24 protein-coding genes are annotated in these 26,694 nt (G+C 67.1%); 6 read left to right on the top strand and 18 right to left on the bottom strand.

From position 1 onward, the window contains the following. Positions 1-2: 2 nt before the first annotated feature. A complete protein-coding gene (gene ilvN, locus QJR12_RS08215) occupies positions 3-509 on the bottom strand; it encodes an acetolactate synthase small subunit (RefSeq protein WP_300581229.1) in 507 nt (168 codons plus the stop codon). Further along, positions 506-2,389 carry an acetolactate synthase large subunit gene (locus tag QJR12_RS08210; protein ID WP_300580610.1) on the bottom strand — a complete coding sequence of 628 codons (1,884 nt, stop codon included), beginning with the start codon at positions 2,387-2,389 and terminating at the stop codon, positions 506-508. The genes ilvN and QJR12_RS08210 overlap by 4 nt, the downstream gene beginning before the upstream one ends. Before the next feature lie 427 nt (positions 2,390-2,816). Here QJR12_RS08210 and QJR12_RS08205 point away from each other — a divergent pair, with 427 nt between their 5' ends. Next, positions 2,817-3,155: a PH domain-containing protein gene (locus tag QJR12_RS08205; RefSeq protein WP_300580607.1), complete on the top strand. Its 339-nt coding sequence runs from the start codon at positions 2,817-2,819 to the stop codon at positions 3,153-3,155. A 101-nt stretch (positions 3,156-3,256) separates the two neighbouring features. On the opposite strand, the gene QJR12_RS08200 is transcribed toward QJR12_RS08205, so the two are convergent. Next, positions 3,257-4,096 (bottom strand): DoxX family protein, encoded by an 840-nt coding sequence (locus QJR12_RS08200; RefSeq protein ID WP_300580604.1) that lies wholly within the window; start codon positions 4,094-4,096, stop codon positions 3,257-3,259. Between the two features lie 198 nt (positions 4,097-4,294). Here QJR12_RS08200 and QJR12_RS08195 point away from each other — a divergent pair, with 198 nt between their 5' ends. The 3 genes from QJR12_RS08195 to poxB all read left to right on the top strand — a co-directional run bounded on the left by QJR12_RS08195 (position 4,295) and on the right by poxB (position 8,945). Continuing rightward, positions 4,295-5,416 (top strand): PQQ-dependent sugar dehydrogenase, encoded by a 1,122-nt coding sequence (locus QJR12_RS08195; protein WP_300580601.1) that lies wholly within the window; start codon positions 4,295-4,297, stop codon positions 5,414-5,416. 136 nt (positions 5,417-5,552) lie between these two features. Then, positions 5,553-7,199, top strand: a complete 1,647-nt coding sequence (locus tag QJR12_RS08190; protein WP_300580598.1) for an NAD-dependent malic enzyme — start codon at positions 5,553-5,555, stop codon at positions 7,197-7,199. Between the two features lie 9 nt (positions 7,200-7,208). Continuing rightward, entirely contained in the window at positions 7,209-8,945 is a 1,737-nt protein-coding gene (gene poxB, locus QJR12_RS08185) for a ubiquinone-dependent pyruvate dehydrogenase (RefSeq protein WP_300580595.1), read from the top strand. A gap of 5 nt (positions 8,946-8,950) precedes the next feature. Here poxB and QJR12_RS08180 read toward each other — a convergent pair whose 3' ends face one another. From QJR12_RS08180 to QJR12_RS08135, 10 genes are all read right to left on the bottom strand, one after another. After that, a complete protein-coding gene (locus tag QJR12_RS08180; protein ID WP_300581226.1) occupies positions 8,951-9,700 on the bottom strand; it encodes a DUF6390 family protein in 750 nt (249 codons plus the stop codon). Positions 9,701-9,708: 8 nt separating this feature from the next. Beyond that, entirely contained in the window at positions 9,709-10,848 is a 1,140-nt protein-coding gene (gene hypD, locus QJR12_RS08175; protein ID WP_300580592.1) for a hydrogenase formation protein HypD, read from the bottom strand. 18 nt (positions 10,849-10,866) lie between these two features. Further along, the gene (locus tag QJR12_RS08170; RefSeq protein ID WP_300580590.1) at positions 10,867-11,139 is read right to left on the bottom strand and encodes a HypC/HybG/HupF family hydrogenase formation chaperone; all 273 of its coding nucleotides are present in this window, start codon (positions 11,137-11,139) and stop codon (positions 10,867-10,869) included. A gap of 18 nt (positions 11,140-11,157) precedes the next feature. Further along, positions 11,158-12,270: a hydrogenase expression/formation protein HypE gene (hypE, locus tag QJR12_RS08165; RefSeq protein ID WP_300581223.1), complete on the bottom strand. Its 1,113-nt coding sequence runs from the start codon at positions 12,268-12,270 to the stop codon at positions 11,158-11,160. After that, positions 12,270-12,944, bottom strand: coding sequence for an SIS domain-containing protein (locus QJR12_RS08160; protein ID WP_300580587.1), 675 nt, complete (start codon positions 12,942-12,944; stop codon positions 12,270-12,272). The genes hypE and QJR12_RS08160 overlap by 1 nt, the downstream gene beginning before the upstream one ends. A 78-nt stretch (positions 12,945-13,022) precedes the next feature. Further along, the gene (locus QJR12_RS08155) at positions 13,023-13,769 is read right to left on the bottom strand and encodes a HypC/HybG/HupF family hydrogenase formation chaperone (protein WP_300580585.1); all 747 of its coding nucleotides are present in this window, start codon (positions 13,767-13,769) and stop codon (positions 13,023-13,025) included. Positions 13,770-13,849: 80 nt separating this feature from the next. Further along, complete coding sequence (hypF, locus tag QJR12_RS08150) at positions 13,850-16,216, bottom strand: carbamoyltransferase HypF (RefSeq protein ID WP_300580583.1); 2,367 nt, start codon at positions 16,214-16,216, stop codon at positions 13,850-13,852. 246 nt (positions 16,217-16,462) lie between these two features. Then, complete coding sequence (locus QJR12_RS08145) at positions 16,463-17,131, bottom strand: hypothetical protein (RefSeq protein WP_300580580.1); 669 nt, start codon at positions 17,129-17,131, stop codon at positions 16,463-16,465. Then, positions 17,121-18,392: a tRNA uracil 4-sulfurtransferase ThiI gene (gene thiI, locus QJR12_RS08140; RefSeq protein WP_366526299.1), complete on the bottom strand. Its 1,272-nt coding sequence runs from the start codon at positions 18,390-18,392 to the stop codon at positions 17,121-17,123. Before thiI ends, QJR12_RS08145 begins: the two co-directional genes overlap by 11 nt. A 413-nt stretch (positions 18,393-18,805) precedes the next feature. After that, on the bottom strand, positions 18,806-19,243 hold the full coding sequence (locus QJR12_RS08135; RefSeq protein WP_300581221.1) for an HSP20 family small heat-shock protein: 438 nt from the start codon (positions 19,241-19,243) through the stop codon (positions 18,806-18,808). Between the two features lie 343 nt (positions 19,244-19,586). Here QJR12_RS08135 and QJR12_RS08130 point away from each other — a divergent pair, with 343 nt between their 5' ends. Beyond that, the gene (locus QJR12_RS08130; protein ID WP_300581219.1) at positions 19,587-19,898 is read left to right on the top strand and encodes a DUF4193 domain-containing protein; all 312 of its coding nucleotides are present in this window, start codon (positions 19,587-19,589) and stop codon (positions 19,896-19,898) included. Positions 19,899-19,937: 39 nt separating this feature from the next. Here QJR12_RS08130 and gatB read toward each other — a convergent pair whose 3' ends face one another. From gatB to gatC, 4 genes are all read right to left on the bottom strand, one after another. After that, entirely contained in the window at positions 19,938-21,449 is a 1,512-nt protein-coding gene (gene gatB, locus QJR12_RS08125; RefSeq protein WP_300580576.1) for an Asp-tRNA(Asn)/Glu-tRNA(Gln) amidotransferase subunit GatB, read from the bottom strand. Positions 21,450-21,565: 116 nt separating this feature from the next. Next, positions 21,566-22,597, bottom strand: coding sequence for an ATP-dependent 6-phosphofructokinase (locus QJR12_RS08120; RefSeq protein ID WP_300580574.1), 1,032 nt, complete (start codon positions 22,595-22,597; stop codon positions 21,566-21,568). 42 nt (positions 22,598-22,639) lie between these two features. Next, positions 22,640-24,121, bottom strand: coding sequence for an Asp-tRNA(Asn)/Glu-tRNA(Gln) amidotransferase subunit GatA (gene gatA / locus QJR12_RS08115; protein WP_300580572.1), 1,482 nt, complete (start codon positions 24,119-24,121; stop codon positions 22,640-22,642). Next, positions 24,118-24,417, bottom strand: coding sequence for an Asp-tRNA(Asn)/Glu-tRNA(Gln) amidotransferase subunit GatC (gene gatC, locus QJR12_RS08110; RefSeq protein WP_300580570.1), 300 nt, complete (start codon positions 24,415-24,417; stop codon positions 24,118-24,120). The genes gatA and gatC overlap by 4 nt, the downstream gene beginning before the upstream one ends. An 83-nt stretch (positions 24,418-24,500) precedes the next feature. On the opposite strand from gatC, the gene QJR12_RS08105 reads away from it, so the two are divergent. Beyond that, complete coding sequence (locus tag QJR12_RS08105) at positions 24,501-25,160, top strand: amino acid-binding protein (protein ID WP_300581216.1); 660 nt, start codon at positions 24,501-24,503, stop codon at positions 25,158-25,160. Positions 25,161-25,188: 28 nt separating this feature from the next. On the opposite strand, the gene QJR12_RS08100 is transcribed toward QJR12_RS08105, so the two are convergent. Continuing rightward, the gene (locus tag QJR12_RS08100) at positions 25,189-26,370 is read right to left on the bottom strand and encodes a sodium:proton exchanger (RefSeq protein ID WP_300581213.1); all 1,182 of its coding nucleotides are present in this window, start codon (positions 26,368-26,370) and stop codon (positions 25,189-25,191) included. Positions 26,371-26,694: the final 324 nt, after the last annotated feature.

Genomic DNA, 26,694 nt, shown 5'->3' with positions numbered 1-26,694 from the left:
TGTTATTTGGCGGTGCCGATGCCGCGGGGGCCGCGGGACAAGGACACCAGACCGGACTGGGCGATCTCACGCACGCCGAATGGCTCGAGTACCCGCAAGAGGGCTTCGATCTTGCCCGGCGTGCCGGTGGCCTCGACGGTCAGCGACTCCGGCGAGACGTCGATCACGCTGGCACGAAAGAGGTTTACCGCTTCGATCACCTGGCTTCGGGTACCGGCGTCGGCACGCACTTTGATCAACGCGAGCTCCCGGGACACCGAGCTGTCCGGGTCTTGTTCGATGATCTTGATGACGTTGATCAGCTTGTTGAGCTGCTTGGTGATCTGCTCGAGCGGAGTGTCCTCGGCGGAGACCACAATGGTCATCCGCGACATGTGCTTCTGCTCGGTGGCGCCGACAGCCAGCGACTCGATGTTGAAGCCGCGCCGCGAGAACAGTCCCGCCACCCGAGCGAGCACCCCGGGTTTGTCTTCGACCAGTACCGACAACGTGTGTGTCGAAGACATCAGGCGTGCCCTTCGTTGTCGTCGTCGTCGAACAGCGGGCGAATCCCGCGGGCGGCCTGGATCTCGTCGTTGCTGGTGCCGGCGGCCACCATTGGCCACACCTGAGCGTCGGCGCCGACGATGAAGTCAATGACCACCGGGCGGTCGTTGATCCGCCGGGCATGGTTGATCACGCCGACGACGTCTTCTTCACGCTCGCACCGCAAACCCACACAGCCCAGCGCCTCGGCCAGCTTCACGAAGTCCGGGATGCGGTGCGAGTGGGTGGCCAGGTCGGTCTGCGAATAGCGTTCGGCGTAAAACAGCGACTGCCATTGCCGCACCATGCCCAGGCTGCCGTTGTTGATCACGGCCACCTTGATCGGCACGCCCTCGACGGCGCAGGTGGCCAGCTCCTGGTTGGTCATCTGAAAGCAGCCGTCGCCGTCGACCGCCCATACCTCGGCGTCCGGCCGGCCGATCTTGGCGCCCATGGCCGCCGGGATGGCAAAACCCATGGTGCCCAGGCCGCCGGAGTTGATCCAGGTGCGTGGCTTCTCAAACGAGATGAACTGCGCGGCCCACATCTGGTGCTGGCCGACACCGGCGACGTACACCGCGTCCGGCCCCGCGATCTTGCCCAGCGTGGAGATCACGTATTCCGGGCTCAGGCTGCCGTCGCTTTGCGGCCCGTAGCTCAGCGGGTAGGTCGCCTGCACGCCGCGTAAATACTGCCACCAGGCATCGAGGTCGAGGGTGCCGGCGGACACCCCGAGATGCCGCAGCGCCGCGCTGAGATCGGTGATGACGGCTTTGACGTCACCCACGATCGGAACGTCGGCACGCCGGTTCTTGCCGATCTCGGCGGGATCGATGTCGGCGTGGATGACCTTGGCCTCGGGGGCAAACGAGTCGAGTTTTCCGGTCACCCGGTCGTCGAAGCGGGTACCCAACGCGATCAGCAGGTCGCTGCGCTGCAACGCCGCCACCGCTGCCACCGTGCCGTGCATGCCGGGCATGCCCAGGTGCTGGTGATGGCTGTCCGGGAACGCGCCACGGGCCATCAGTGTGGTGACGACGGGGATGCCGGTGAGTTCGGCCAAATCCCGCAGTTGCTCGGTGGCGTTGCCGCGGATGACGCCCCCGCCGATGTAGAGCACCGGTTTACGGGCGGCCGCGATCATCCTGGCGGCCTCACGCACCTGACGGTTGTGCGGTTTGATGGTCGGCTTGTAGCCGGGCAGATCCAGGCGCGGTGGCCAGCTGAACGCGCATGGGCCCTGCAACACGTCCTTGGGGATGTCCACGAGCACCGCACCGGGGCGTCCGGTGGACGCGATATGAAACGCCTCGGCCAGCACCCGCGGAATCTCGTCGCCGCTGCGGACCAGGAAGTTGTGCTTGGTGATCGGCATGGTGATGCCGGAGATGTCGGCCTCCTGAAAGGCGTCGGTGCCGATCAGCGAACGCCCGACCTGCCCGGTGATCGCGACCACCGGGATGGAATCCATCTGGGCGTCGGCCAGCGGGGTCACCAGGTTGGTTGCGCCGGGACCGGACGTCGCCACGCAGACGCCGACCCGGCCGGTGGCATGCGCGTAGCCGCTGGCGGCATGGCCAGCGCCTTGCTCATGGCGAACCAGCACGTGCCGCAACTTCTTCGAGTCAAACAGCGGATCATATACCGGTAGCACCGCACCGCCGGGGATCCCGAAGATCACCCCGACGCCCAGCTCCTCTAACGACCTCACCACCGACTGTGCTCCGGTAAGTTGCTGCGGCACAATCCTTTTCGGATGTGAACCGGAAAGCTCCGCCGCAGATCCGGCGGTGGCCGAAACGCCGTTGGCGGTGTGCGGCTTGTCCTTCGAAGCCAACGGGGGCCTCGTGGTAGGTGCGCTCACGATGTCCTCTTAGTACTTTTGTCCTAACTCTGCTGGTCTTGCGGGCAAATGCGCAAGGGCACGCAACAAAAAACCCCCGCCAGCACAGCTTGCTGCACGAGGGTTGCGCGTTGTTGCCGGAACGTTATCCGCGCCAAGCACCAACGCGCCGACCAGGTACTACCGGCATCCCGCGGGTTTGCACAATTTGACGGTAGCCTCCGCACGGCTCGGGCGTCAAATCCCGCTCGGTGACGCGGCCCGCGGCCCGATGATCGAACCCCGGGTGCTCACGACGATCTCCGGATGGCCCGGTCCGCCCGGAGCACACCTGCCCGGATAGCCGTCAGGAAAATCCCAACGAAAACCGTGAAAAGATGCAGGGGTGGCTTCGGATTCCTCGGCTGCAGCAGCCCCCGGGCGGCCCGTGGTGATCAGGATATCGCCGATGGCGCATTTGGCGGTCGGATTCACCACCGTCGGACTGCTCGTACCCGTGCTGACCTGGCCACTGACCGCGCCGTTGCTTGTCATCCCGGTGGTGTTGTCGGCGTTGATCATCCGGTTACGCACCGTCGCCGACGCTCAGGGAGTAACGGTGCGCACCCTGCTCGGCAGCCAGACCGTGCGCTGGGAGCAGATCGACGGGCTGCGATTCCACAAGGGTTCGTGGGCACGAGCACAGCTCAAAAACGGCGGGGAGTTGCGATTGCCCGCGGTCAGCTTCGCGACGCTGCCGCTGTTGGCCGAGGCCAGTGCGGGACGGGTACCCAACCCGTATCGCTAGCCGGCCGACGATGCGCGCCGCCCAGCGGCGCGAGGAGGAGACCGGCCATCCAACCCAGCCGGCCGACGATGCGCGCCGCCCAGCGGCGCCGGGCCGGGATGTCAGCCCAGCGGGTTCGCCCCGTTCAGCAGCACCCACACCGCGACGCCGGCGCCGACCCCGCCGAGCAATGACACCAACGATCCGATGAATGGTCGCCGGGCCCAGCCGCGACCGGCGTCGAAGCCATAGCGGCCGGGACCGATCAATACGACGGCGATGGCCACGAGGATAAGGGTGAGCTCGTATTCATGCCCGTGCGGAAGGAAGAAGGAGAAGCGCGAGTGCGGCTGGGTTGAGACACCGGCAAGCAGCTCGTTGATCAGATAGGCCAGCGCCCCCGCGGCGGCCAGCGGGGTGACCAGTCCCAGCACCAGCAAGACCCCGGCGCCGATCTCGCCGCCGGGACCCACATAGCTGAGGATCTCGGCATGCCGGTAACCCGCGTCGGTCAGCGAGTGGGTGAAGCCCGCCCGACCCCGCCCGCCCCACCAGCCGAACAGCGTTTGCAACCCGTGGGCGATCAGCACTATCCCCAGGCCGACCCGCAATATCAGCAGACCGAGGTCCTGGGTGCCGCGCCGGCCTGCGGCGCGCACCCGTTCGTCGTCCTCGTCCGCCTCGATCTGGTCCGGCGGGGCCGCCGAGTGCCGCCCCCCGGGCCGCTGCCGCCCGTATGACACCTCGTCATGCGGACCGGCCAGACCGTACCGGGAGCCGGCGACAAGGGGCCCGCCGGGGCCATAGTGGGGGATCGCAGTGGTCTCAAAATCGCCTGAATAGGCGGCCGATGGCAGGTCGTCTTCCGGGTCGACCAGGCTTGCTGAAGCTGGTCGCAGCTGGGTTTGCGCTCCGGAATCGTCCGGCGGGCGCCAATCCGAGTCATTCGATTGACTGGTCACGCGTGCCAGGGTAAGGGTATTTGCCCGGCGAATTGGGGATTTGAGCGGCCCTTTCGCCGACTTCTCTGATTTTCCGGCGGTTGCCACCCCGGTTCGGCCGGCCCCTTGCGGCGGAGACCACCGGTGAGGCCGAACCGGCCACCGGGCGTAAAGGTGCCGGATAGCGGTACAGCCCGTGATGTCCGTACCCTGACAGCTATGCGAAGACGGCGGTCGGTGCGGTGCGGGATCGCTGGGCTGTGCGCCGTGCTGCTCGCGGCGAGCGGCTGTGCACGGTTCAACAACGCCCAGTCGCAACCCTTCACCACCGAACCGAAGCTGATGGCGCCGCCCAGCTCGTCGCCCCCTCCGCCGCCGCCATTGCCCGCCAAGCCGTTTCCGAAGGTCTGCCCGGCCCCGGGCGTGATGCAGGGCTGTCTGGAGAGCACCAGCGGCCTGATCATGCTGCCCGACAGCAAATCCGCGCTGGTCGCCGAGCGCGTCACCGGCGCGGTCAAGGAGGTCTCCCTCAACGCCGAGCCGAAGGTCAAGACGGTCATCCCGGTCGACCCGTCCGGGGACGGCGGGCTGATGGACATCGTGCTGTCGCCCACCTATTCGCAAGACCGCCTGATGTACGCCTACATCAGCACGCCCAGCGACAACCGGGTGGTCCGCGTCGCCGACGGCGACGTCCCGAAGGACATCCTGACCGGCATCCCCAAAGGTGCCACCGGGAACACCGGTGCGCTGCTTTTCACCAGCCGCACCACACTGGTGGTGCTGACCGGCGATGCCGGCAACCCGGCGATGGCCGCCGACCCGGGATCACTGGCGGGCAAGGTGATCCGGATCGAACAACCCACCACCCTCAACCAGGCGCCGCCGACGACGGCGCTCACCGGCATCGGCCCCGGCGGCGGGCTGTGTAAAGACCCGGTCGACGGCTCGCTGTATGTGCTCGACCGCGCTCCCAGCGCCGACCGGTTGCAGCGCATCACCCGGGAATCGCAGGTTTCCACCGTCTGGACCTGGCCGGACAAACCCGGGGTGGCCGGCTGCGCGGCCCTGGACGGCACCGTGCTGATCAACCTGATCAACCCCATGCAGACGGTGGCGGTGCATCTCGCCCCGGCGTCGGGGGCGGTCACCGGTGAACCCGACGTGGTCCGCCAGAAGACCCACGGCCACGCCTGGGCGTTGCGGATGGCTCCGGACGGAAACGTCTGGGGTGCAACGGTCAACAGAACCGACGGTGACGCCACCAAGTTCGATGACGTGGTGTTCCCGCTGTTCCCGCAGGGTGGGGGCTTCCCCCGCAACAACGAGGACAAAACCTGAGCGGTGGCGCGGGTCACGCGGCGAGGCTCAAGGCTGCCCCGGCTTTGCCCTTTCGTTCGGCCGCGGCAGCGGCGGACCCGGTCGCGCTATGGTGTCGACGTCCCCAAGCGCGAACCCGACCCTGCGAAGGACACCTATGCCCGATACCGTGGTGCCACGAATTCCGGTTGCGATGGCCACCCCGAGCCTCAATCGGGGGGTTGGATTCACCCACGAGCAGCGTCGCAAATTGGGGTTGACCGGACGGCTTCCGCCTGCAGTTCTCACCCTGGAGCAGCAGGCGGAACGCGTGTGGTATCAGTTGCAAAGCATGGCAACCGATCTGGGCCGTAATCTGCTTTTGGATCAGCTGCATTACCGCAACCAAGTGCTGTACTTCAAGGTGCTCACCGAGCATTTGGCCGAGTTGATGCCGATCGTGTACACACCCACCGTCGGCGAGGCGATCCAGCGTTTCTCCGATGAGTATCGCGGGCAGCGGGGACTGTTCTTGTCGATCGACCACCCGGATGAAATCGCGGAATCGTTTCAGACATTCGGACTCGGTCCCGACGACGTCGATCTGATTGTGTGCACCGATGCCGAAGCGATCCTGGGCATCGGTGACTGGGGAGTCGGCGGCATCCAAATCTCCGTCGCCAAGTTGGCGCTGTTCACCGCCGGAGGCGGCATCGATCCGTGCCGCGCCATCCCGGCCGTACTCGACGTCGGCACCGATAACGAGCAACTGCTGCAGGATCCGTTCTATTTGGGCAACCGCCACGCTCGCCGTCGGGGGGCCGATTATGAAGAGTTCATCCATCGCTATATCGAGACGGCCCACCGGCTGTTCCCGCACGCAATGCTGCATTTCGAGGACTTCGGGCCGAAGAATGCTCGCGCCATTCTGGATCGCTACTCATCGCAGTACTGCGTGTTCAACGACGACGTGCAGGGCACCGGCGCTGTCGTGATGGCGGCCATATACAGCGCAACCAGAGTTACCCGGATCCCGTTGCGCGACCAAAAGGTGGTCATCTTCGGCGCCGGCACCGCCGGCATCGGTGTCGCCGATCAGATCCGCGACGCGATGGTGGCCGACGGCGCTACCCTGCAGCAGGCCTACGCACAGATCTGGCCCGTCGACAAGCAGGGGTTGTTGTTCGACGACATGGACGGCTTGCGCGATTTTCAGCGTCCCTACGCCAAGAACCGGGAGCTGCTAGGACTTGACACGGTTCCCGGCGTCGGACTGCTCGATGCCATCAAACTCGCCGCACCGACCATCCTGATCGGTTGCTCAACGGTCTACGGCGCGTTCACCCGTGAGGTGATCCAGGCGATGGCGGCCGCGACCGAGCGGCCGCTGATCTTCCCGCTGTCCAATCCCACGTCGCATATGGAAGCGACCCCGGCCGATGTGTTGGCCTGGTCGGACGGCAAGGCGCTGATCGCAACCGGCAGCCCCGTTCCGCTCGTGCAATACCGCGGCACGACCTACGTTATCGGGCAGGCGAACAACGCATTGGTATTTCCCGGTCTGGGGCTGGGTGTCATCGTGGCCGGTGCCCGCCGGGTCACCAAAGGGATGCTCGATGCGGCAGCTAAATCCATTGCACAGCAGGCTAATCCGACATTACCGGGAGGCTCGTTGCTGCCCGGCGTGCAGAACCTGCGGGCGGTGTCGGCTATCGTCGCCGAAGCGGTCTATCGGGCCGCGGTCGACGAGGGGATAGCCACAAAAATCCACGAGAACATCGTGCAATCCATTCTCGATGCCATGTGGGTACCCAAATACGATTAGGGAGGGCGTATGGCCACCGTAGCACAGCACCTCATCGATATCTTGAAATCCAATGGGGTGCAACGTGTTTACGGTCTCCCAGGAGACAGCCTCAATGGTTTTACCGATGCCATTCGCCGTTCTGGGGAAATCAGCTGGGAACTTGTGCGTCATGAAGAGGCGGCGGCATTCGCCGCTGCCGCCGATGCGACGTTAACCGGCCGGCTGGCGGTGTGTGCAGGCAGCTGCGGCCCGGGCAATCTGCATCTGATCAACGGTTTGTTCGACGCGCAGCGGACCCGGGTTCCGGTGCTGGCAATCGCGGCGCACATTCCGCTGGCCGAGATCGGCTCGGGCTATTTCCAGGAGACACATCCTCAAGAGCTGTTTCGCGAGTGCAGCGTCTACTGCGAGCTGGTCAGCAGCCCCGAGACGATGCCGCGCATAGTGCAGATCGCGATGCGCACGGCCGTCGAGGAGTGCGGGGTGGCCGTGGTGGTGATCCCCGGCGAAGTCTTCGGAAGCCGTTTGGGTGAGCCGGGCTGGGAAATCCGGCCGGTCTCTCCCGCCCGTTCGGTCATGCGCCCCGACGACGCGTCGCTGCGTCAGGCCGCCGACATCCTCAACGCGCACACCCGGATCACCATCCTCGGGGGAGCCGGATGCGCGGGGGCTCACGACGAATTGGTGAGCACGGCCGCGACGTTGCAGGCACCCATAGTGCATACACTGCGCGGCAAGGAATTCATCGAATACGACAACGCATATGACGTCGGCATGACCGGTCTGCTGGGATTCACTTCGGGATACAAAGCCATCCGGGAGGCCGAGGTGCTGCTGATGCTCGGCACCGACTTTCCGTATCGCCAGTTTTATCCCGACCGTGCCCGGATCATTCAGGTCGATATTCGCGGCAGCCACATCGGTCGACGGGCCCCGGTGGATCTCGGCTTGGTGGGCACCGTGAAAGACACCCTCGCCGTGTTGCGCCCGCTGCTGGCGCGCAATCTCAACAGCGATCACCTAGACCGGGCGCTTCGGCACTACCGCAAGACCCGCAAGTCGCTGGACGATCTGGCGGTCAACGACCGCAACCGCACACCGATTCGACCGGAGTACGTCGCCCGCCTCGCGGATCGATTGGCTGACGAAAACGCGGTGTTCACCTACGATGTCGGCACGCCCACCATTTGGGCGGCGCGTTATTTGACCATGAACGGGTGCAGGCGGCTGATCGGATCGGCAACCCACGGCAGCATGGCCGGGGCGTTGCCGCACGCCATCGGCGCCCAGACCGCCGATCGCGGTCGCCAGGTAGTAGCCCTGGCCGGTGACGGCGGGCTGACAATGCTGTTCGGCGAGTTAGCCACCCTGATACAAAACAAGCTTCCGGTGAAGGTGATCGTCTTTAACAACTCGTCGCTGAGCTTCGTCGAACTGGAGATGAAAGCAGCCGGGATCGTCAACTTCGGTACCGAGTTGAGCCCCATCGACTTCGCCGCGGTAGCCGAGGCGATGGGCCTATTCGGCCGGCACGTCGAAAACCCCGGAGACCTCCCGGCCGCTTTGAGCGCTGCTTTCAGCTGGGAGGGGCCGGCGGTTGTCGATGTCGTCACCGCGCGCCAAGAGCTCACAATCCCGCCGGTTATCACCGCCGAGCAGGCAAAGGGCTTCTCACTGTATGCAATTCGCACCATACTGGCCGGTCGCGGTGACGAGCTGCTGGACCTCGTCAGCACCAATGTCGCCCGCAGAATCCTCGACTGAAGCGTCTAGGAGTGCGCCAGGCGCCGGTTGGTCACCTGCACTTGGCGGAAGGTGGCCTCGGCGAGGGCCCGGATCTGCCGGGGATGCAGCCGACCGCAGATCCGGCTCCAGTGGACGGCAACCTGGTCACCCACGGCCACGTCGGGAACCGCGCTGTAGCCGTCGACCCACACTTCCAGTTGGCGGTTCTCGGGTTCGGACAGCCCCAGGCGGCGACCATCCCAGATCAACCGGCGGCAGGACACCGTGACATTGTCTTTATTGCGGGAAAGCACTGTACCCCAAGTGATCCGACAGCTATCAAGAACTCTGAGCGGGTGCTCGCCGAGTCCGCGGCCCAGCAGCCGCGACCATGGATACACCCCGAACACATGAAAACAGTGGTTGGCGGCCGCTTCCCTTGCCAAATCCGGTGTCAGATGCGACCAGTAGCGGCCCGCCTGCGGCCCGATGATGGCCAACAACTCATCGAGGAACGCGCTCGCGTCGAGGTCGGCGCCGACACCACCACCGAGCCAGTACGATTCGACGATCCGGTAATCCAGCGGATCGGCGATCCCGGTCATTTTCGAGAGCACCTGCAGATAGGGCCAGGCGCCGGAAAACTTCCGCGCCGCGCTGCGCACCTCCTCCACCGACCCGTCGCGCAACGTCGCGCCCAGCGGCGGACCGCAAAAACCCAGCGCGTTAGGGGCGTACGCGTAGCGGGCGAACATCTCCGCGCCCTGCGCGGCCCACTGGTCGACGGTCGCCAGCGCCACCGTCAGGCCCGCCCGGCGGAACCCACCAGCTTGGCGGCGTCGCGGTGCATCCGCCCGAAGTTGTAGTAGGCCGCGCAGGCGCCCTCGGGAGACACCATGCACGTGCCGATCGGGGTCTCCGGGGTGCATGCGGTTCCGAAAACCTTGCATTCCCAGGGCTTGAGAACACCCTTGAGCACCTCGCCGCACTGGCAGGCCTTCGGGTCGGCGACCCGCACGCCGGGCATCTGGTAACGCAGCTCGGCGTCAAACTCGGCGAAGTCGTCGTGCAGCCGCAGCGCGCTCTGCGAGATGAAACCCAGTCCACGCCATTCGAAGTGCGGGCGCAGCGCGAACACCTTGCCCATCAACGCCAGCGCCGCGGGGTTGCCGTTCTCGGGCACCACCCGCTTGTACTGGTTCTCCACCTGGCAGCGGCCCTCGCGGATCTGGCTCAGCAGCATCGCCACCGACGCCAAGATGTCCAGCGGTTCAAAGCCGGAGACCACCAGTGGCTTTCCGTAGACTTCCGGCACGAACCGGTACGGCCGGATACCGACCACCGTGGAGACGTGCCCGGGTCCGATGAAACCCGACAGCCGCAGGTCCGGTGAATCCAGGATGGCCTTGATCGGCGGAATGATCGTGACGTGGTTGCAGAACACGCTGAAATTGGCCAGGCCCAGATCGCGGGCCCGCACCAGCGTCACCGCGGTCGACGGCGCGGTGGTCTCGAAACCGACTGCGAAAAACACCACCTGCTTGTCCGGATTGTCGACGGCGATCTTCAGCGCGTCCAGCGGCGAGTAGACGAATCGCACGTCGGCGCCGCGGGCCTTGGCGTCCAGCAGGTTTCCGTTGGAGCCGGGTACCCGCATCATGTCGCCGAAGCAGGTGAAGATCATGCCGGGTTGCCCGGCCAGCCACATGGCGTCATCGATGCGGCCCATCGGGATCACGCATACCGGGCACCCCGGGCCGTGTACCAGTTCGACATTCTCGGGCAGTAGGTGCTCAATGCCGTGGCGGTAGATGGTGTGGGTGTGCCCGCCACACACTTCCATGAACTTGAAGTGCTCGCCGCCACCACCGGCCAGGTTCCCGATGGCCACCAGCAGTTTGCGGGCCGCCGCCGGATCACGGAACTCGTCAACGAATTTCATGTCTGTTTCCTTTTCGCGCTAAACGATGGCGGACGAGTCGAAGGCCTCCATCTCGGTGGTGTAGGCATCCCCGAGTTTTTGGACCGCGGCCAACGTCAGCAACGCTTCAGTCTCGTCGATCTTGGCCATCGCGAAGCCGACGTGCACCAGCACCCAGTCGTCGGGTTGGGGCATGTCGTCTTCCAGCAGTCGCACGCTGATGGTGCGCTGCACACCACTGACATCGACCTTCGCCAAATAGTTTTCCGGATCGACGATCTCGACGATTCGCCCCGGAATCCCCAGACACATGTGCGGCCACTCCCTCTCTTAGCAGATCCGCGGCAGCGGATCGCCGACGAGCATGTCGACGATCCGGGTTCCCCCGAACCCGGTGCGCACCACGACGGTTTCCGCGGGCTCGGCGACGATCTCCCCGATCTCGGCCGCATCCGCACCCAACGGGTGCGACCGCAACGCGGCCAACGCGGCCTCGGCCTCCTCCGGTGCCACCACGGCCAGGACCTTGCCTTCGTTGGCGACGTAGAGCGGGTCGATACCGAGCAGCTCACACGCACCGCCGACCATCGGGTGCACCGGGAGCCGGGTCTCATCGAGCACCACCCCCAGGCCGCATGCCCGGGCCAGTTCGTTACACACGGTGCCCACCCCACCGCGGGTGGGGTCCCGCAGCCAACGGGTGGACGGTGCCGCCGCCAGCAGCGCTTCGACCAGCGGACTCACCGAGGCGGTGTCGGAGCAGATGTCGGCTTCCAGGGCCAAATCACCCCGGGCCAACATCACCGCCATCCCGTGATCGCCCATCGACCCACTCAACAACACCCTGTCACCGGCACGCACCGACCCCGCGGACAGCCGGCGTCCCTCGGGAATGACACCGGCCCCGGTGGTGGTGATGAACACCCCGTCGGCGGCACCCCTGGGCACCACCTTGGTGTCACCGGTGACGATCTGCACACCGGCTTGCGCGGCTGCCGCCGCCATGTCGGCGACGATGTCTTTCAGCTCCGCGATCGGAAAGCCTTCTTCGAGTACGAACGCAGCCGAAATCCATTGCGGAACAGCACCGACGACGGCGAGGTCGTTGGCCGTGCCGTGAACGGCGAGTTCGCCTATCGAACCTCCGGGAAAACGCCTGGGCTGCACCACAAATGAATCGGTGGAGATCGCCATCCGCTCACCGCTCGGTAACCCGAGGACGGCGCTGTCGCCCAGCGACTCCAGAACCGGGTTACGGAAGGCCTCCAGGAACACCGCGTCGACTAGGGCCGCCGAGGCTTTGCCGCCGGCCCCGTGCGCCAGGGTCACGTGGTCGTCAAGCAGCCGGGGACGGCGCCGGCGGAACGATTCGATGCGCTCAATCACCTGGTCCTCGTCGAATCTCGGGCCCGACGAGAGGTATTCACCTGCCGGCCTACCGATCACACCACCGCTCCCTGCCGTTCGTCGAGTTTCTGCACCGCCAGCCAGAGCTCATAGCCCAGCAGCGCTTGCGCTTCCTGGATGCGGTGCACGCTTTGCGACCGCACGATGAAGCAGGCGTCAACGTCCGGGTTATCGGCGAACGCCCCACCGTCGTATCCGGCGAAGCCGATGGTGTACATGCCCCGATGGCGGGCCTCGCGCAGCGCGGTGATCAGGTTCGGTGAGTTGCCACTGGTGGACATGGCGATCGCGATATCGCCCGCCTTCGCGCGAGCGATCAACTGGCGGGCGAACACCAGCTCGTAGCCCACGTCGTTGCCGAGTGCGGTCAGGATCGCCTGATCGGCCGTCAACGACCAGGCCGGCAGCGGCCTGCCGATCGGAGGCCGGGCGAACAGTCTGGCCACCGTCGTGCAATCCGTGCAGCTGCCGCCGTTGCCGAAGGTGAACAGCCGTCCGCCCGCCGCGAAACGGCATGCCATCTCGGCGGCGGCCCGGCCCAGCAGTTCGGCGTTGGCTGCCAGCGTGGAGCGCCGCAGCGCCAGGCTTTCGGCCGCCTTTGCCTGCGCCGACGTGGCCAAGTCGGTCAGCAGCGGGCCGGCATCGTCTTCCTGCGCGTCGATGAACGGGTACAGAAAGCCGGTCGGCTCCTGCGGCTCCTGTTGGCTCATCGGCTTTCCCCCTGGAGTGGGTTCATCGGCGCGGCTCCTCGATCCCGGCCATGCCGGCATCATCGTCGCCGACGCGGTTCATCGGCGCGGCTCCTCGATCCCGGCCATGCCGGCATCATCGTCGCCGACGCGGCAAATCGCGGTTCCTGCATGTACGAGTACCAGATCCCCGGCGACGACCGGGTCGACCAGCGCGGTCGCGACGGTCTCGACACCCTGGGCGGTGCGCACCCGCGCGGTCCCGTCGGCCGACGCTGCCAGCACCTCGCCCGGGCGACCTTCGTCACCGCAGGTGACACACACCTGCTCGCCGGGGGCCGGCTGCAACAGACCGGGATGCTCGAAGCAGACGTGGGTCAGTTCCCACAGCAGGTGGTAGAAAAGCACGAACCCCCCGGTCGCCGGAACCCGGGGATCGGGGTCGTCGAGCCACAGCACGTGGTCGGCGCTTCCCGGTCGGGGTCGCTCACCGCTGCCGATCCAGACGCTGGTGACCCCCCACGCCGGGCACCGGCGCATCACCGAGCGCAACTCGGCTTCGCCGGCATCGCCGACGCCAATCACGATGTCACCCGCCCGCGCCGAAACCCGCACCAGGTCCACCAGGTCGGGCCCGGTCAGCGCCACCGCCGGCAACGCCCGCTTGCCCACAATCACCGGGTGGATGAATTCCACCGCGATGTGCTGGGCGTGCGGCTCCCAACCCGGCGCGACGGACCACATGGTGGCGCCCGCCGCGAACCGTTTGGCCAGCGTGAGCGCGGCGGCCGCCAGATCGGCAGCCAGCTCGGCGCCCAGCCCACGGTCAATCACGGGGCTAGTCATCGCGACACCACCCTTCCGCAACCCGACACCGATGCCGTCACCGGCGCCTTTAACCACCATGGCACCTTTGGACACAGGCGTCATCCCCCTTCGGCTAAATCGGCCCGGGGATCCAGCGCGGTCAACACCGACACCGCCGCCTGGCCGAGCGCCAGCCCACCGTCGTTGGGGGGCACGCCGTGATGGATCAGCACCTCAAAACCCGCCCGTTGCAACCGTTGTCGGCAGGCACGCAGCAGCAGCACGTTCTGAAACACCCCGCCGGTGAGGCCCACCAAACGCACGGTCCCGGCGACCCGCGCGACCGCCTCCGCGACCGCGCCGGCGACCGCATGGTGGAATCCGGCCGCCAGCACCGCCGGGCCGGCACCGGCGCGCAGGCCCGCCACCAGCGCGCGAATCAGGCCGCGGGGGTCGATCACCCCGTCGTCACGCACGTCCAGGCGCAGTTCGGCGGCGGGCCCCGCGGCCGACTCGGCGAGCACCTCCAGTTCGATGGCGGCCTGAGCCTCGTAGTCGATGCGGTGCCGCACGCCCAGCAGCGATGCGACGGCGTCGAACAGCCGGCCCATGCTCGAACACGGCACACAGCCCACGCCGCTGACCAATTGTGACCGGGTGACCCGCAGCTCTGCCGGGGTGGCCGCGCTGACCGGCGGTAAATCCGGGGTCCAATCGACGCCGGCGACCCATAACTGGGACAACGCCATCCGCCACGGGTTGCGCACCGCGGCGTCGCCGCCCGGCAGCGGCACGGGTAGCAGGTGGGCAACGCGTTCAAAGCGGTGGCTGTCGCGCCCGAGGGCGAGGATCTCCCCTCCCCAGATCGACCCGTCGCTGCCGTATCCGGTGCCGTCAAAAGAGACCCCGATGATGGGTTCACCGAGGCGGCCCTGCTCGGCCAGCAGCGACACCACGTGCGCGTGGTGGTGCTGGACGAGGTCCAAGGGGCGTTCGCCGCTGTGACGTTCCGCCCAGCTGCGGGTCTGATAGCCGGGGTGCAGGTCGGCGGCCAACCGCACCGGCCGGTGCCGGATTTCGCTGAGCTGGTCGACGGCGCGTTCGAACGCCCGCAGGGTCTCCAGGGTGGCCATGTCGCCGATGTGGGCGGACATGAACGCGCGGGGCCCGTCGGTGAGGCAGAAGGTGTTTTTCAGTTCCCCGCCCACCGCCAGCACGGCGGGGCCGTCGCGCCCGAGATCGACCGGCAGCGGCGCGTACCCGCGGGACCGGCGGATCGGCAGTTCCCGACCGTCGATCACGCGTACCACGGAGTCGTCGCACGGCACGTGAATCGGCCGGTTGTGGTCGAGCACCGCGTCGCACAAGGGAACGGACGTGCCCCAAAGTCTATGTGCCGCATCGTCCTCAGTGAAACAGATAGGCTCGTCTGCGCGGTTGGCGCTGGTGAGCACCAGCGCGTCGGGCACCGGTGTGTCGACGTTGGGGATCGGCGCCAGCAGCAGGTGGTGAACGGGTGAGTACGGCAGCATCAGCCCGAGTAGCGGGTTGCCGGGCGCGACGGCCTCGGCGACCGGCGCGTCGGGGCGCCGGCGCAGCAGCACGATGGGCCGCGCCGGGCCGGACAAGATCGCGGCCTCGGTGTCATCGAAGTGCGCGTAGCGACGGGCGACGTCGAGATCACGCACCAGCATGGCGAACGGCTTGGCGCCCCGCGCCTTGCGGGCGCGCAGCGCACCGACCGCGTTCTCGTCGTCGGCCACGCAGGCCAGGTGGTAGCCACCGATGCCCTTGATCGCGACCACGGCACCGGCGGCCAGCGCCCGCTGGGCGGCGGCCAGCGCGGCATCCGAACCGACTATTCTCTCTGGCCGCCCGGTCTTCGAATAGAACCACAGCGACGGACCACAGTCCGGGCAGGCGATCGGCTGCGCATGAAACCTGCGGTCGGCCGGGTCGTGGTATTCGGCGGCGCAGCGCCCGCACATGTCGAACGCTGACATGGTGGTGCCCGGGCGGTCATACGGCAACGTGCGGATGATGGTGAACCGCGGCCCACAGTTGGTGCAGGTCACGAACGGGTGCCGGTAGCGGCGGTCGTGCGGGTCGAACAACTCGGCAACGCAGTCGTCGCACACCGCGATATCGGGCGGGATCGGCGTGGTGGCCCCGGGCACCGTCTGGCTTTCCACGATGCGAAAATCCGCCCCGCAGCCGGTATCGACGTCGACCTCGACCGCTGTGACGGCGGCGATCCGCGCCAGCGGCGGCGCTTCGGCGCGCAGCCGGCGCCCGAATTCCTCCACCCGGGAACGCGGTCCTTGCACCTCGAGGAAGACCGCACCCGAATCGTTGCCGACGAAACCCGCCAACCCGAGTTCGCCCGCAAGCCGGTGCACGAACGGGCGGAAACCGACACCCTGGACGACCCCGGTCACCGTCAACCGCCGGCGAACGATGCCGGACCGCAGCAGCATCTCGGTCATGACGATCGCCAACCGCGGGCGGGCACCGGGTCAGCGGGCGACTCGAAGCCCCCGCCGCCGGAGCCCGTGCAGCCCGCACCCCACCGGATCACACCGTTTCCCAATCGCCGACCACAAACCCGACCGTACCCATGCTAAGCGGCCGCGGACCGCCTCGGGCAGGATCCGGCGCGAATGTAAGACATCTCAAGGCGTTTCATACACGTCGTCGGCGGCGACCCGGCCGTCATCTGCGGGGAGGCGGGGTCACAGCGCCTCGGAGCGGTAGCACTCGACGAAATCCCCGTAGCCACAGGACTCGGCCAGGGCCAGCTCGTCTTCGCGGTCGGGCTCTTCCAGCTCGCCCATCCATTGCCGCACCAAGGCGGCGCCCTGGCGGAGCAGCGCACCGCCCGAATCGGCGCGCAACTGTTCGAAGGAGCGGATATACCAATCTGCCAGGGTCAGCCGGTGGGCGGCGGTGACCACATCGACGGCTTCACCCGCCCACAGGCGCACCGTTCGCCGGTACGCCGTCAACTCTTCGACCGGTAGGCCCGCGGCCCGCAGGGCATGTCGGGCGTTTGCGAGTTCCGCGAGGATGGCGGTGCGCCGGACTTTCAGGGTGTCACGCGCCCGGCGCAGGTCGATTCCGAATTGCTCCGCAGCCAACGGTATCGACGGGCGGTCCACCGCGGACTCATAGAGCGCGTGCTCCACGTCAACGCGGGCCCACCGGCCGAAACTTTCCGCCCATAACGCTAATTCGCCTATGGCCACGTTCAATTCGCCGCGATGACGATCAAGATGTTGCGCGAACTCCACGCACCCCTCGGCCGCCATCAGCTGCGAGGCCCGTACCACCGAAGCGGTCAACGCGCCATGGGCGGCGACCAAGGCGACGATCCGGCCACGGGCCCGCCGTTTATTGTCCATCACGGTCACCCCGGGGCAGGACTGTCCGCTTTAACCCCGGATACGCCGATGATCGCCGTGCCGCAGGGTATAGGTAGGCGTCGAGATCGAATTGTTGCAGGCGGTTCAGTGCCTCGTCGACCAGGGTGTCGAGCCCGCTGCGCGCCTCGATGGCGGCCAGCCGGTCGGCGGAGGTACGGGTGGCTACCCGTGCAGGTAAGAACAATTGGCAGCAGTCCTGGTCCGGTAGGGCAGCGATCTCGGCGATGCCGAGCCGTCGGGCTTCATCCATTATCTCCAGTTTGTCGAAGCCCAGCAGCGGCCGCAGCACCGGCAGGCTGGCAGCTTGGTCCGCGGCGATCAGGTTCGGCAGGGTTTGGCTGGCGACCTGCCCTAAACTGTCGCCGGTGACCAAAGCTTGGGCCCCGATCCGGCGTGCGAGCCGATCCGCCAAATGCACATAGACGCGGCGCTGCGCCACGATCTGCGCCTCGCCGGCGCCACTGGCGGCCAGCGTGCGCAGGGCACGCCCGACCGCAACCACGAACAGCCGCGAGCCCGGCTGGAAACGGGCAAGACAGCGGGCCAGCGCATACGCCTTGTACACCGATGACGGCTCGGTATACGGGGCGCCGGAGCAATGCAGGAAATCGCAGTGCAGGCCGCGCCGCAGCGCGCGGTAGGCGGCAACGGGTGAATCGAACCCCCCGGACAGCAGCACCAGGGCGTGACCGCTCGACCCCACCGGTAAACCGCCCCGGCCGGGGTGCCGGGCGACACCGAGAAAAATCTCGCACCGGTCGACCTCAACGGTCAGTTCCACATCCGGCCGCTCCAGGTCCACCCGCCATCCCAATTCGGCGCACACTCGTGCCCCGACCCGTGCCGCCAACTGCTCGGAGGTCAGTTCGAATTGCTTATCGCGGCGCCGGCACCGAACCGCAAAGGAGGGTCGCATCGACCCGGGTTGTCGCTCCTGCAGTAACCGCACCGCAGCGCACTCGGCTGCCGTCACCGATTTGCCGACGCGCCATACCGGTTGCACGACACTGATGCCGATCACGTCGCCGGCCCGCGCAACGAGGTCATCACCCCGCAGTTCGGGCGCCGACACCACCAAAACGCCGGCACGGCGGCGCAACCGCACCCGTGGCGGTTGCTCCCGTCCGTAACTCAGCGCATGCTCAAGGTTTCGGATCAGGTAGCTCTCGAATCGGCGCCGATTGCGGCCCTTGAGCGCCATTTCACCGTATTTAAGCAAAACACACGGCTCGGCTCCCATCCCGGCCGTTTCGGCCACCGAAACCTGCGCGCCCGGGTCGGAACAGGCCGTCCGCGTCATCGCCCCGGTACCTTTATCCGCGTCATCGTCCCCGGCACCTTTACTCGGGTTGACATTGCCATTGCCGGCCACATCGGGGGGTGCTTGTCACCGAGACGGGCCGACCGGCAACAAAAACAAACTCGTTAACCAATGGCGTTGCCGGCCGGGGCCGGCGGGCGCCCCAGCGCAAGCGCCGAAAAGCACTTTCCGCCACGCCGACCCCTGACTACCGCTGTGATGCGATCACCTCCCCAACCTCCCGCAAATCTGGTAGCGAATCGGTGGTCAACATGGTGGGCCGCCCGCCGGGTGATCGCGCGGACGGCCCCAACTGCCCCCACTCCGATATGAGCCGGCATCACCCCGCCGGGTCAGGCGTCGATGGCCTTCGGCGCACCGGCCCCGATGGGGATCTTGCGCGGCTTGGCCGCCTCGGCCACCGGAATCGTCAGACGCAACACCCCATCGGTGTAATCGGCGGTGATCTTGTCGGTATCCAGGTTATTGCCCAGGTATAGCTGCCGGCTGAATACCCCATGCGGACGTTCCGAGACGAGCCACCCCTGGTCGTCGCCCGGGTACGGCCGCTCGGCACGCACCGTCAGGGTCTCGTTTTCGACCTTCACGTCCAGCGATTCGGCCTTGATCCCCGGCAAGTCGAACTCCACGACAACCGCATCACCGTCCCGCCGGGCGTCCATCGGCATCACGGCCGGGCGGGCCGCGGTTCCGAGCGTAGCGCCCAGCAACTGTTGGGTGAGCCGGTCGAAGTCACGCAAGAATGGATCGAAGCTCAGCATGGTGATCACCTCCATCGACTACTCCCAAGCTGATCTGACCTTTTCGCCACAGATAACTTGTGTGCGCCTAGGTATATTCCTTCTGTCTCGCGGACAATTTTAGTCTTCTCGGTCACGCCGGAGGCGGCCATCGCAGGCACTGAAACCGGTCGCCACGCTCGGCCGCGACCCACCACCCGCACCGGGCATCGCGATCACCACCGAGCCGCTGCCGGCGGCCGGCCAGCCAGATGTGATGCAGATCACCGCCGAAGAACATGGGATCCGGGCACCGAATTCTGCGGCCGACGCGTTCAGGAAGCTACGAAAAGAGCAAACTTTCACTGTGGTTGTCAAGTGAGGGGGAGCGATGATGGCTACGGACTATGACTCTCTACGGCACACCGAGATTGATGATGCCTATGGATATTCTGAATACTCGCTTGAGGTGCTGAAGGCGCACCGCGGCGAAGCCGGATCGGCCGTGGGCGACATCGATGAACTGGAATCGGTGGAACCGTTCGAGCCGCCGGGCGCCGATTTGTCCGGCGAGGAACTGGCGGTCCGGGTCATTCCGCAGCGACCTGACGAGTTCACCTGTTCGAACTGCTTTCTGGTGTACCACCGCAGTCGTTTAGCCCGCGAAACGGACGGTAAGATGCTCTGCGCCGACTGCGCCTTTTAGCAGTCGCCTTTGAGCAGTCTTTAGATATCGGCCCGCCGGTTAACTCTGCCCACACGCGGCCAGCACGAGTTCCCGCACCCGGGCGGCATCGGCCTGGCCTTTCGTCGCCTTCATCACCGCGCCGACGATCGCCCCCGCCGCTGTTACCTTGCCACCGCGAATCTTCTCCGCCACATCAGGATTGGCTGCCAAGGCATCCTCAACGGCGGCCCGGATCAGCGACTCGTCGCGAACCAGTGCCAGCCCGCGCGCCCGCATCACCTGCTCGGGCTCGCCCTCCCCGGCGAGCACGCCCTCGACGACCTGGCGGGCCAGCTTGTTGGACAGCTTGCCCTTGTCGACCAACTCCACCACGGCGGCGACCTGGGCGGGGGTGATCGGCAGTTGGTCAAGGTCGATGCCCGCCTCGTTGGCCTTCTGGACCAGGAAGTTGCCCCACCAGGCGCGGGCCGCCTCGCTGGACGCACCGTGCTCGACGGTCGCGGCGACCAGTTCGACGGCGCCCGCATTGACGAGGTCTCGCATCACTTCATCGGAAACCCCCCACTCCTGCTGGATGCGCTTGCGCCGCAACCACGGGAGTTCGGGAATGGTCGTGCGCAATCGCTCCACCAGCTCGGCGGTGGGTGCGATGGGCTCTAGGTCGGGCTCCGGGAAATACCGGTAGTCCTCGGCGGTCTCCTTGGTGCGGCCCGGGCTGGTGTACCCGTTCTCGTGAAAGTGTCTGGTCTCCTGGATAACCCGGCCGCCAGACGCCAGAATGGCGCCTTGGCGCTGCATCTCATAACGAACCGCGACCTCGACGCTTTTCAGCGAGTTGAGGTTTTTGGTCTCCGAGCGGGTGCCGAATTCGGCGGCTCCGATCGGCTTCAGCGACACGTTGACGTCACAGCGCATCGAACCCTGATCCATGCGTACGTCGGAAACACCCAGCGCCCGCATCAGATCCCGCAACGCCGTCACGTAGGCCCGAGCGATCTGCGGCGCCCGGCCCCCGGCTCCCTCGATCGGCTTGGTGACAATCTCGATCAACGGTACGCCGGCGCGGTTGTAGTCGATCAGCGCTCCGGTGGCGCCTTCGATCCGGCCCGTTTCACTGCCCAGGTGCATCAGCTTTCCGGTGTCTTCCTCCATGTGCACCCGTTCGATCCCGACCCGGAAGCTGTCCCCATCCGCCACCGGAACATCTAGGTAGCCATTGACGGCGATCGGCTCGTCATACTGCGAAATCTGGTAGTTCTTGGGCATATCCGGATAGAAGTAGTTCTTCCGGGCGAAGCGGCACCAGGGCACGATCTCGCAGTTCAGCGCCAGCCCGATTCGGATCGTTGACTCCACCGCGGCCTGATTGAGCACGGGCAGCGCACCGGGCAGGCCCAGGCACACCGGGCACACCTGGGTGTTGGGTTCCGCGCCGAATGTGGTGGCGCAGCCGCAGAACATCTTGGTCCGGGTGGACAGCTCGACGTGCACCTCCAGCCCCAGCACCGGCTCGTAGCGCATTTCGACCTCGTCATAGCCGAGCAGCTCGGCCGTAGGGGCAACCGTCATGTGGCCAATTTTACGGACCACGCCCCGGATCCCGGCGCCCGTGTGCATCAGTCCGGCCGCGGCATCGGCCGCCGGGGGATCGAGCGCTGCGGCTGGAACTTCAGACCGAAGTGCCCTTAGCCGAAGAACGCGGCCGCGTCATCGTAACGGCTCTGCGGTACCAGCTTGAGTTGGCGCACCGCGTCGGCCAGCGGCACCCGGCCGATGTTCTGGCCTTGCAAAGAGACCATCATCCCGTATTCGCCCGCGTGCGCCGCGTCGGCGGCGTTCACCCCGAAGCGGGTGGCCAGCACCCGGTCGAAAGCGGTCGGGGTACCGCCCCGCTGGACGTGCCCGAGCACGGTCACCCGGACCTCCTTGCTGATGCGCTTTTCCAGTTCGACCGCCAGCTGGGAGGCTACCCCGGTGAACCTCTCGTGTCCGAACTCATCGACGCCGCCCTCCCGCAGCACCATCGACCCCGGAGCCGGTTTGGCGCCCTCGGCGACCACACAGATGAAGTGCTGCTCACCGCGCTGGAACCGACGTTTGACCAGCCGGCACACCTCGTCCACGTCGAAGGGCTGTTCGGGGATCAGCGTCAGGTGCGCCCCGGAGGCCAGCCCGGCGTTCAACGCGATCCAGCCGGCGTGCCGGCCCATCACCTCCACCAGCATCACCCGCTGATGCGATTCGGCGGTGCTGTGCAGCCGGTCGATAGCCTCCGTGGCCACCGTCAGCGCGGTGTCGTGGCCGAAAGTCACATCGGTGCAGTCGATGTCGTTGTCGATCGTCTTGGGCACGCCGACCACGGGAACGTTTTTTTCGGAGAGCCAGTGCGCGGCGGTCAGCGTGCCCTCACCGCCGATCGGGATCAACACGTCGATGCCGTTGTCGTCGAGTGTCTGCATGATCTGCGGCAGCCCGTCCCGCAGCTTGTCGGGATGCACCCGCGCGGTGCCCAGGACCGTGCCGCCCTTGGCCAGCAACCGGTCGTTGCGGTCATCGTTGTACAACTGGATGCGCCGGTTCTCCAGCAGTCCGCGAAAGCCGTTCTGGAACCCGACCACCGATGAGCCGTAGCGCGCGTCGCAGGTGCGTACCACCGCGCGGATGACGGCATTGAGCCCCGGGCAGTCGCCGCCTCCGGTGAGAATTCCGATCCGCATGCCCTCATCTTGCCGCGCTCCGCCGGTCGCGGCAGCCGGTTCTCAGATGGCCGACGGCAGCGGACCGCGGGCCGCCTCGTAGGCGGCGCCGACGCGGTAGAGCCGGTCGTCGGCCAGTGCCGGTGCCATGATCTGCAACCCCACCGGAAGCCGGTCATCGGGTGAGAGTCCCGACGGCACCGACATCCCGCAGTGGCCGGCCAGGTTCAGCGGCAGCGTGCACAGGTCGAACAAGTACATGGCCAGCGGATCGTTGACCTTCTCCCCCAACCGGAACGCGGTGGTGGGCGTCGTCGGCGACACCAGGACGTCGACCGACTGGTAGGCCCGGTCGAGGTCCCGGGCGATCAGGGTGCGCACCTTCTGCGCCTGGTTGTAGTAGGCGTCGTAGTAGCCCGCTGAGAGGGCGTAGGTGCCGATCATGATGCGCCGCTTGACTTCCGGCCCAAATCCGGCGGCCCGGGTCAACGCCATCACCTCCTCGGCGCTGTGGGCGCCGTCGTCACCGACCCGCAGCCCGTAGCGCATGCCATCGAAGCGGGCCAGATTGCTGGACACCTCAGACGGCAGAATCAGGTAGTAGGCGGACAGCGCGTAATCGAAGTGCGGGCAGTCGACCTCGCTCACCTGGGCGCCAAGGGCGGTCAACTGCTCGACGGCCGCCGCAAATGACGCCAGCACACCGGGCTGATAACCGTCGCCGCGCAGCTGGCGGACCACCCCGATACGCACCCCGCGCAGGTCGCCCGCCGCCCCGGCCCGCGCCGCCCCGACGACGTCGGGCACCTCGACGTTCAACGAGGTGGAATCGCGGGGGTCGTGCCCGGCGATCACCTGGTGCAGCAGGGCGGTGTCCAAGACGGTGCGCGCACACGGCCCCCCCTGGTCCAGCGACGACGCGCAGGCCACCAGACCGTAGCGCGACACGGTGCCGTAGGTGGGTTTGACGCCGACCGTCGCGGTGAGGGCCGCCGGCTGGCGGATCGAGCCGCCGGTGTCGGATCCGACGGCCAGCGGCGCCTGGAAGGCGGCCAGCGCCGCAGCGCTGCCGCCGCCCGAGCCACCGGGCACCCGGTCGACATCCCAGGGATTGCGCGTCGGCCCGTAGGCGGAGTTCTCGGTCGACGAGCCCATCGCGAACTCGTCCATGTTGGTTTTGCCCAGGATCGGGATCCCGGCCGCGCGCAGCCGCGCGGTGAGAGTGGCGTCGTAGGGTGATCGCCAGCCTTCCAGGATCTTCGAGCCGCACGTGGTCGGCATGTCAACCGTGGTGAACACGTCCTTCAACGCCAGGGGCACCCCGGCCAGCGCAGACGGCAGCGGCTCCCCGGCGGCCACCGCGTTATCGATGGTGGCCGCCGTCGCGAGCGCCGGCTCGGCCGCCACATGCAGGAAGGCGTGGTAGCGCTCGTCGCTCGCTTCGATCCGCTCCAGGCAGGCCCGGGTGAGCTCGGTGGACGACAGCTCCCCGGCCGCAATCTTGGTGGCCAGCGTTGCCGCGTCCAAGCGGACGATGTCGGTCACTGCGGCTCTCCGAGAATCTTCGGCACCGCGAAGCGACCGTCAACCGCTTCCGGCGCCTGCCCGAGCACCTGTTGCTGTCCCAAGCTCGGTGTGACCTCGTCGGCACGGGTGATGTTGACGTCCCGAAGCGGGTTCCCGGTGGGCTCGACGCCGGTGACATCGACGGCGCGGATTTGACTGACGTGGGTCAGGATGGCGTCAAGCTGCCCGGAAAAGCTATCCAGCTCGGCGTCGGTCAGCGCCAGCCGGGCCAGCCGGGCCAGGTGCGCCACTTCGTCACGAGAGATCTGCGACACGACCGAACAGCCTAGACCGTATGGCCGACGCGGGCTCGACACACCGACATGCCGTGCGCGCCGCGCTGTGCGACAGTGTGCTGGTGCCCTCCTATCTGCTGCGCGTGCAACTGGCCGACCGACCCGGCAGCCTGGGATCGCTGGCCCTGGCGCTCGGCGGGACGGGCGCCGATATCCTGTCGCTCGACGTGGTGGAGCGCGGCTGCGGATACGCGATCGACGATCTCGTGGTCGACCTGCCCCGCGGGGTGATGCCGGACACCTTGATCACCGCCGCGGAGGCGCTTGCCGGTGTCCGGGTGCACAGCCTGCGCCCCCATACCGGCCTGCTGGAAGCCCACCGCGAGCTCGAGCTCCTCGATCACATCGCCGCGGCCCCGGATAAGACGGCAAAGCTGCAGGTGCTCGTCGACGAGGCACCCCGCGTGCTGCGAGTGGGCTGGTGCACGGTGCTGCGGGTTTCTGAAGCCGGGTTGCGACGGGTCGTCGGCAGTCCAGGCGCGCCGGAAACCCGGCTGGTTACGGCCCCGTGGTTGCCGATCGAACGGGCCACGGCGCTCGACGGCACCGCCGAGTGGGTGCCGACGGTGTGGCGTGAGATGAACACCACCCTGGTCGCGGCACCGCTGGGCGACCGGCACACCGCTGTGGTAATGGGCCGGCCGGGCGGTCCGGAATTCCGGCCGTCGGAGGTCGCCCGGCTGGGTTATCTGGCCGGGATCGTTGCGACGATGCTGCGCTGAACACCGCTGCGCACGGTTGGGCAATCACTCATCGTCCCGAAGGGGTGGGTGACCCGACGTGGCCGCGGGCAAGCCGTCGTCGAGGGGCGGCGAACGGGGCGGCCACCGTGGCCCACAGGTGGCGGCGGTGGGCAATGAGCCCGGCGATCGCCAGCGCGGCGTAGCTACCGGACAGCACCAGCCTGTCGTGGATCGAACCGAGGGGAAACTGCGCCACGAACAACCCCAGCAGTGCCGCCGCGGCGTAGCGGTGAAACCGCAACGCCAGGATCAGCGCCACCCCCATCAGGGTTTGCGTCGCCGTGAGCAGCACCTCGTCGACCTGGCGGGCGTCCAATCGCAGGGTCGGCCCACCGCCGCCGATCAGGTAGGACAGCGGCAGCGAGCCGACCAACAAGGTCCACTGATTGACTTTCGCCGAGATCAGCATGGCGATCGCGCCGGCGCCCCGGCCCCGGGCGGCCAGCAGGATCGCGACAATGAACTCCGGCGCTTCCGAGGCCACCGGCGCCACCCACTGCACCAGCAAGAAGCGGTCGGCGCCGAGCTGCATCCCCGCGGCGATCAGGTTGTCGGCGAACGGCGCCGCACACAACAGGATCACCGTACCGGCGGCGGCGAACAACGCCGTCACGACCAACCGGCGAGCCCGCCGGGGGAGCGCGGCCAGCGCCGCGGCGGTGCCGATGAGCTGCGGCTCAGCGACCTCCCCGCGGCCCATGGTGTAGAGGTAGCAGCCGAACCACACCAACAGCGCGACGCCGAGCCCGATGTGGATCTGGCCGCTAACGGGCACCGCAAGCGCAATGATGCCGGCGATCAGCAGAAACCCCAACTGCACGCGGCTCCCCGGCGGCAACGCCAGCGGGGCGGAACCGACGCCGGATCGGCGCGCCACCACGGCCGCGACCAACACCACCGCCGGCCAGCCCAGCCCCATCAACAGCCGGTTGGATCCGGTCATGTTCGCCGACGCGAACTGCAGGTAGGCCGGAACGTGCCCGGCGGCAAACGCATAGTAAAGGTCCACGAAATACTCGGGCAGCACCGCGATCACGGCCAGCACCGCGATCGCCAACCCTCCGGCCACGTCGAGTTGCGCCGCCTCGGCCGCCCACGCCAGCAGAAAGCTGGCGGACACCACGCCAGCGCCGTCAATCACCAGTGCGACACCGGGACTGAGATGAACACCGGTCAACCGCACCAGCATCGCGGGTCCCACAAACCCCGCGATGATCAACGAGGAGCGCACCAGCACGTACCCCGCCGACCGCCCCTGGGCCGACGCGCCGGCGGGTGCTAACCCGCTGACCCGAGCGTCGACGGGCGTGCTGATCGGCATGTGCGCTGTCCTTCGGTAGCGGCCCGTGATCACGGCCGTGGGCCCAGCCCGTGGGCAGTGGGCCGAAGCCGGCCCCGCCCGGCAGCTTAGACCGGCCGACACCCGAACAGCAACGTAGCCGACCTAGCGAAATGGGAAATGGCAGTAAGCAAAGTAGCTGGCTATATCGGCCTGATGTGATAGTTCGTAATA

Source organism: Mycobacterium sp. (genome assembly GCF_029961025.1).
GTDB lineage: Bacteria > Actinomycetota > Actinomycetes > Mycobacteriales > Mycobacteriaceae > Mycobacterium.
Note: the sequence above shows the minus strand (reverse complement) of the source record. Positions and strands in the feature narration are given on the sequence as shown.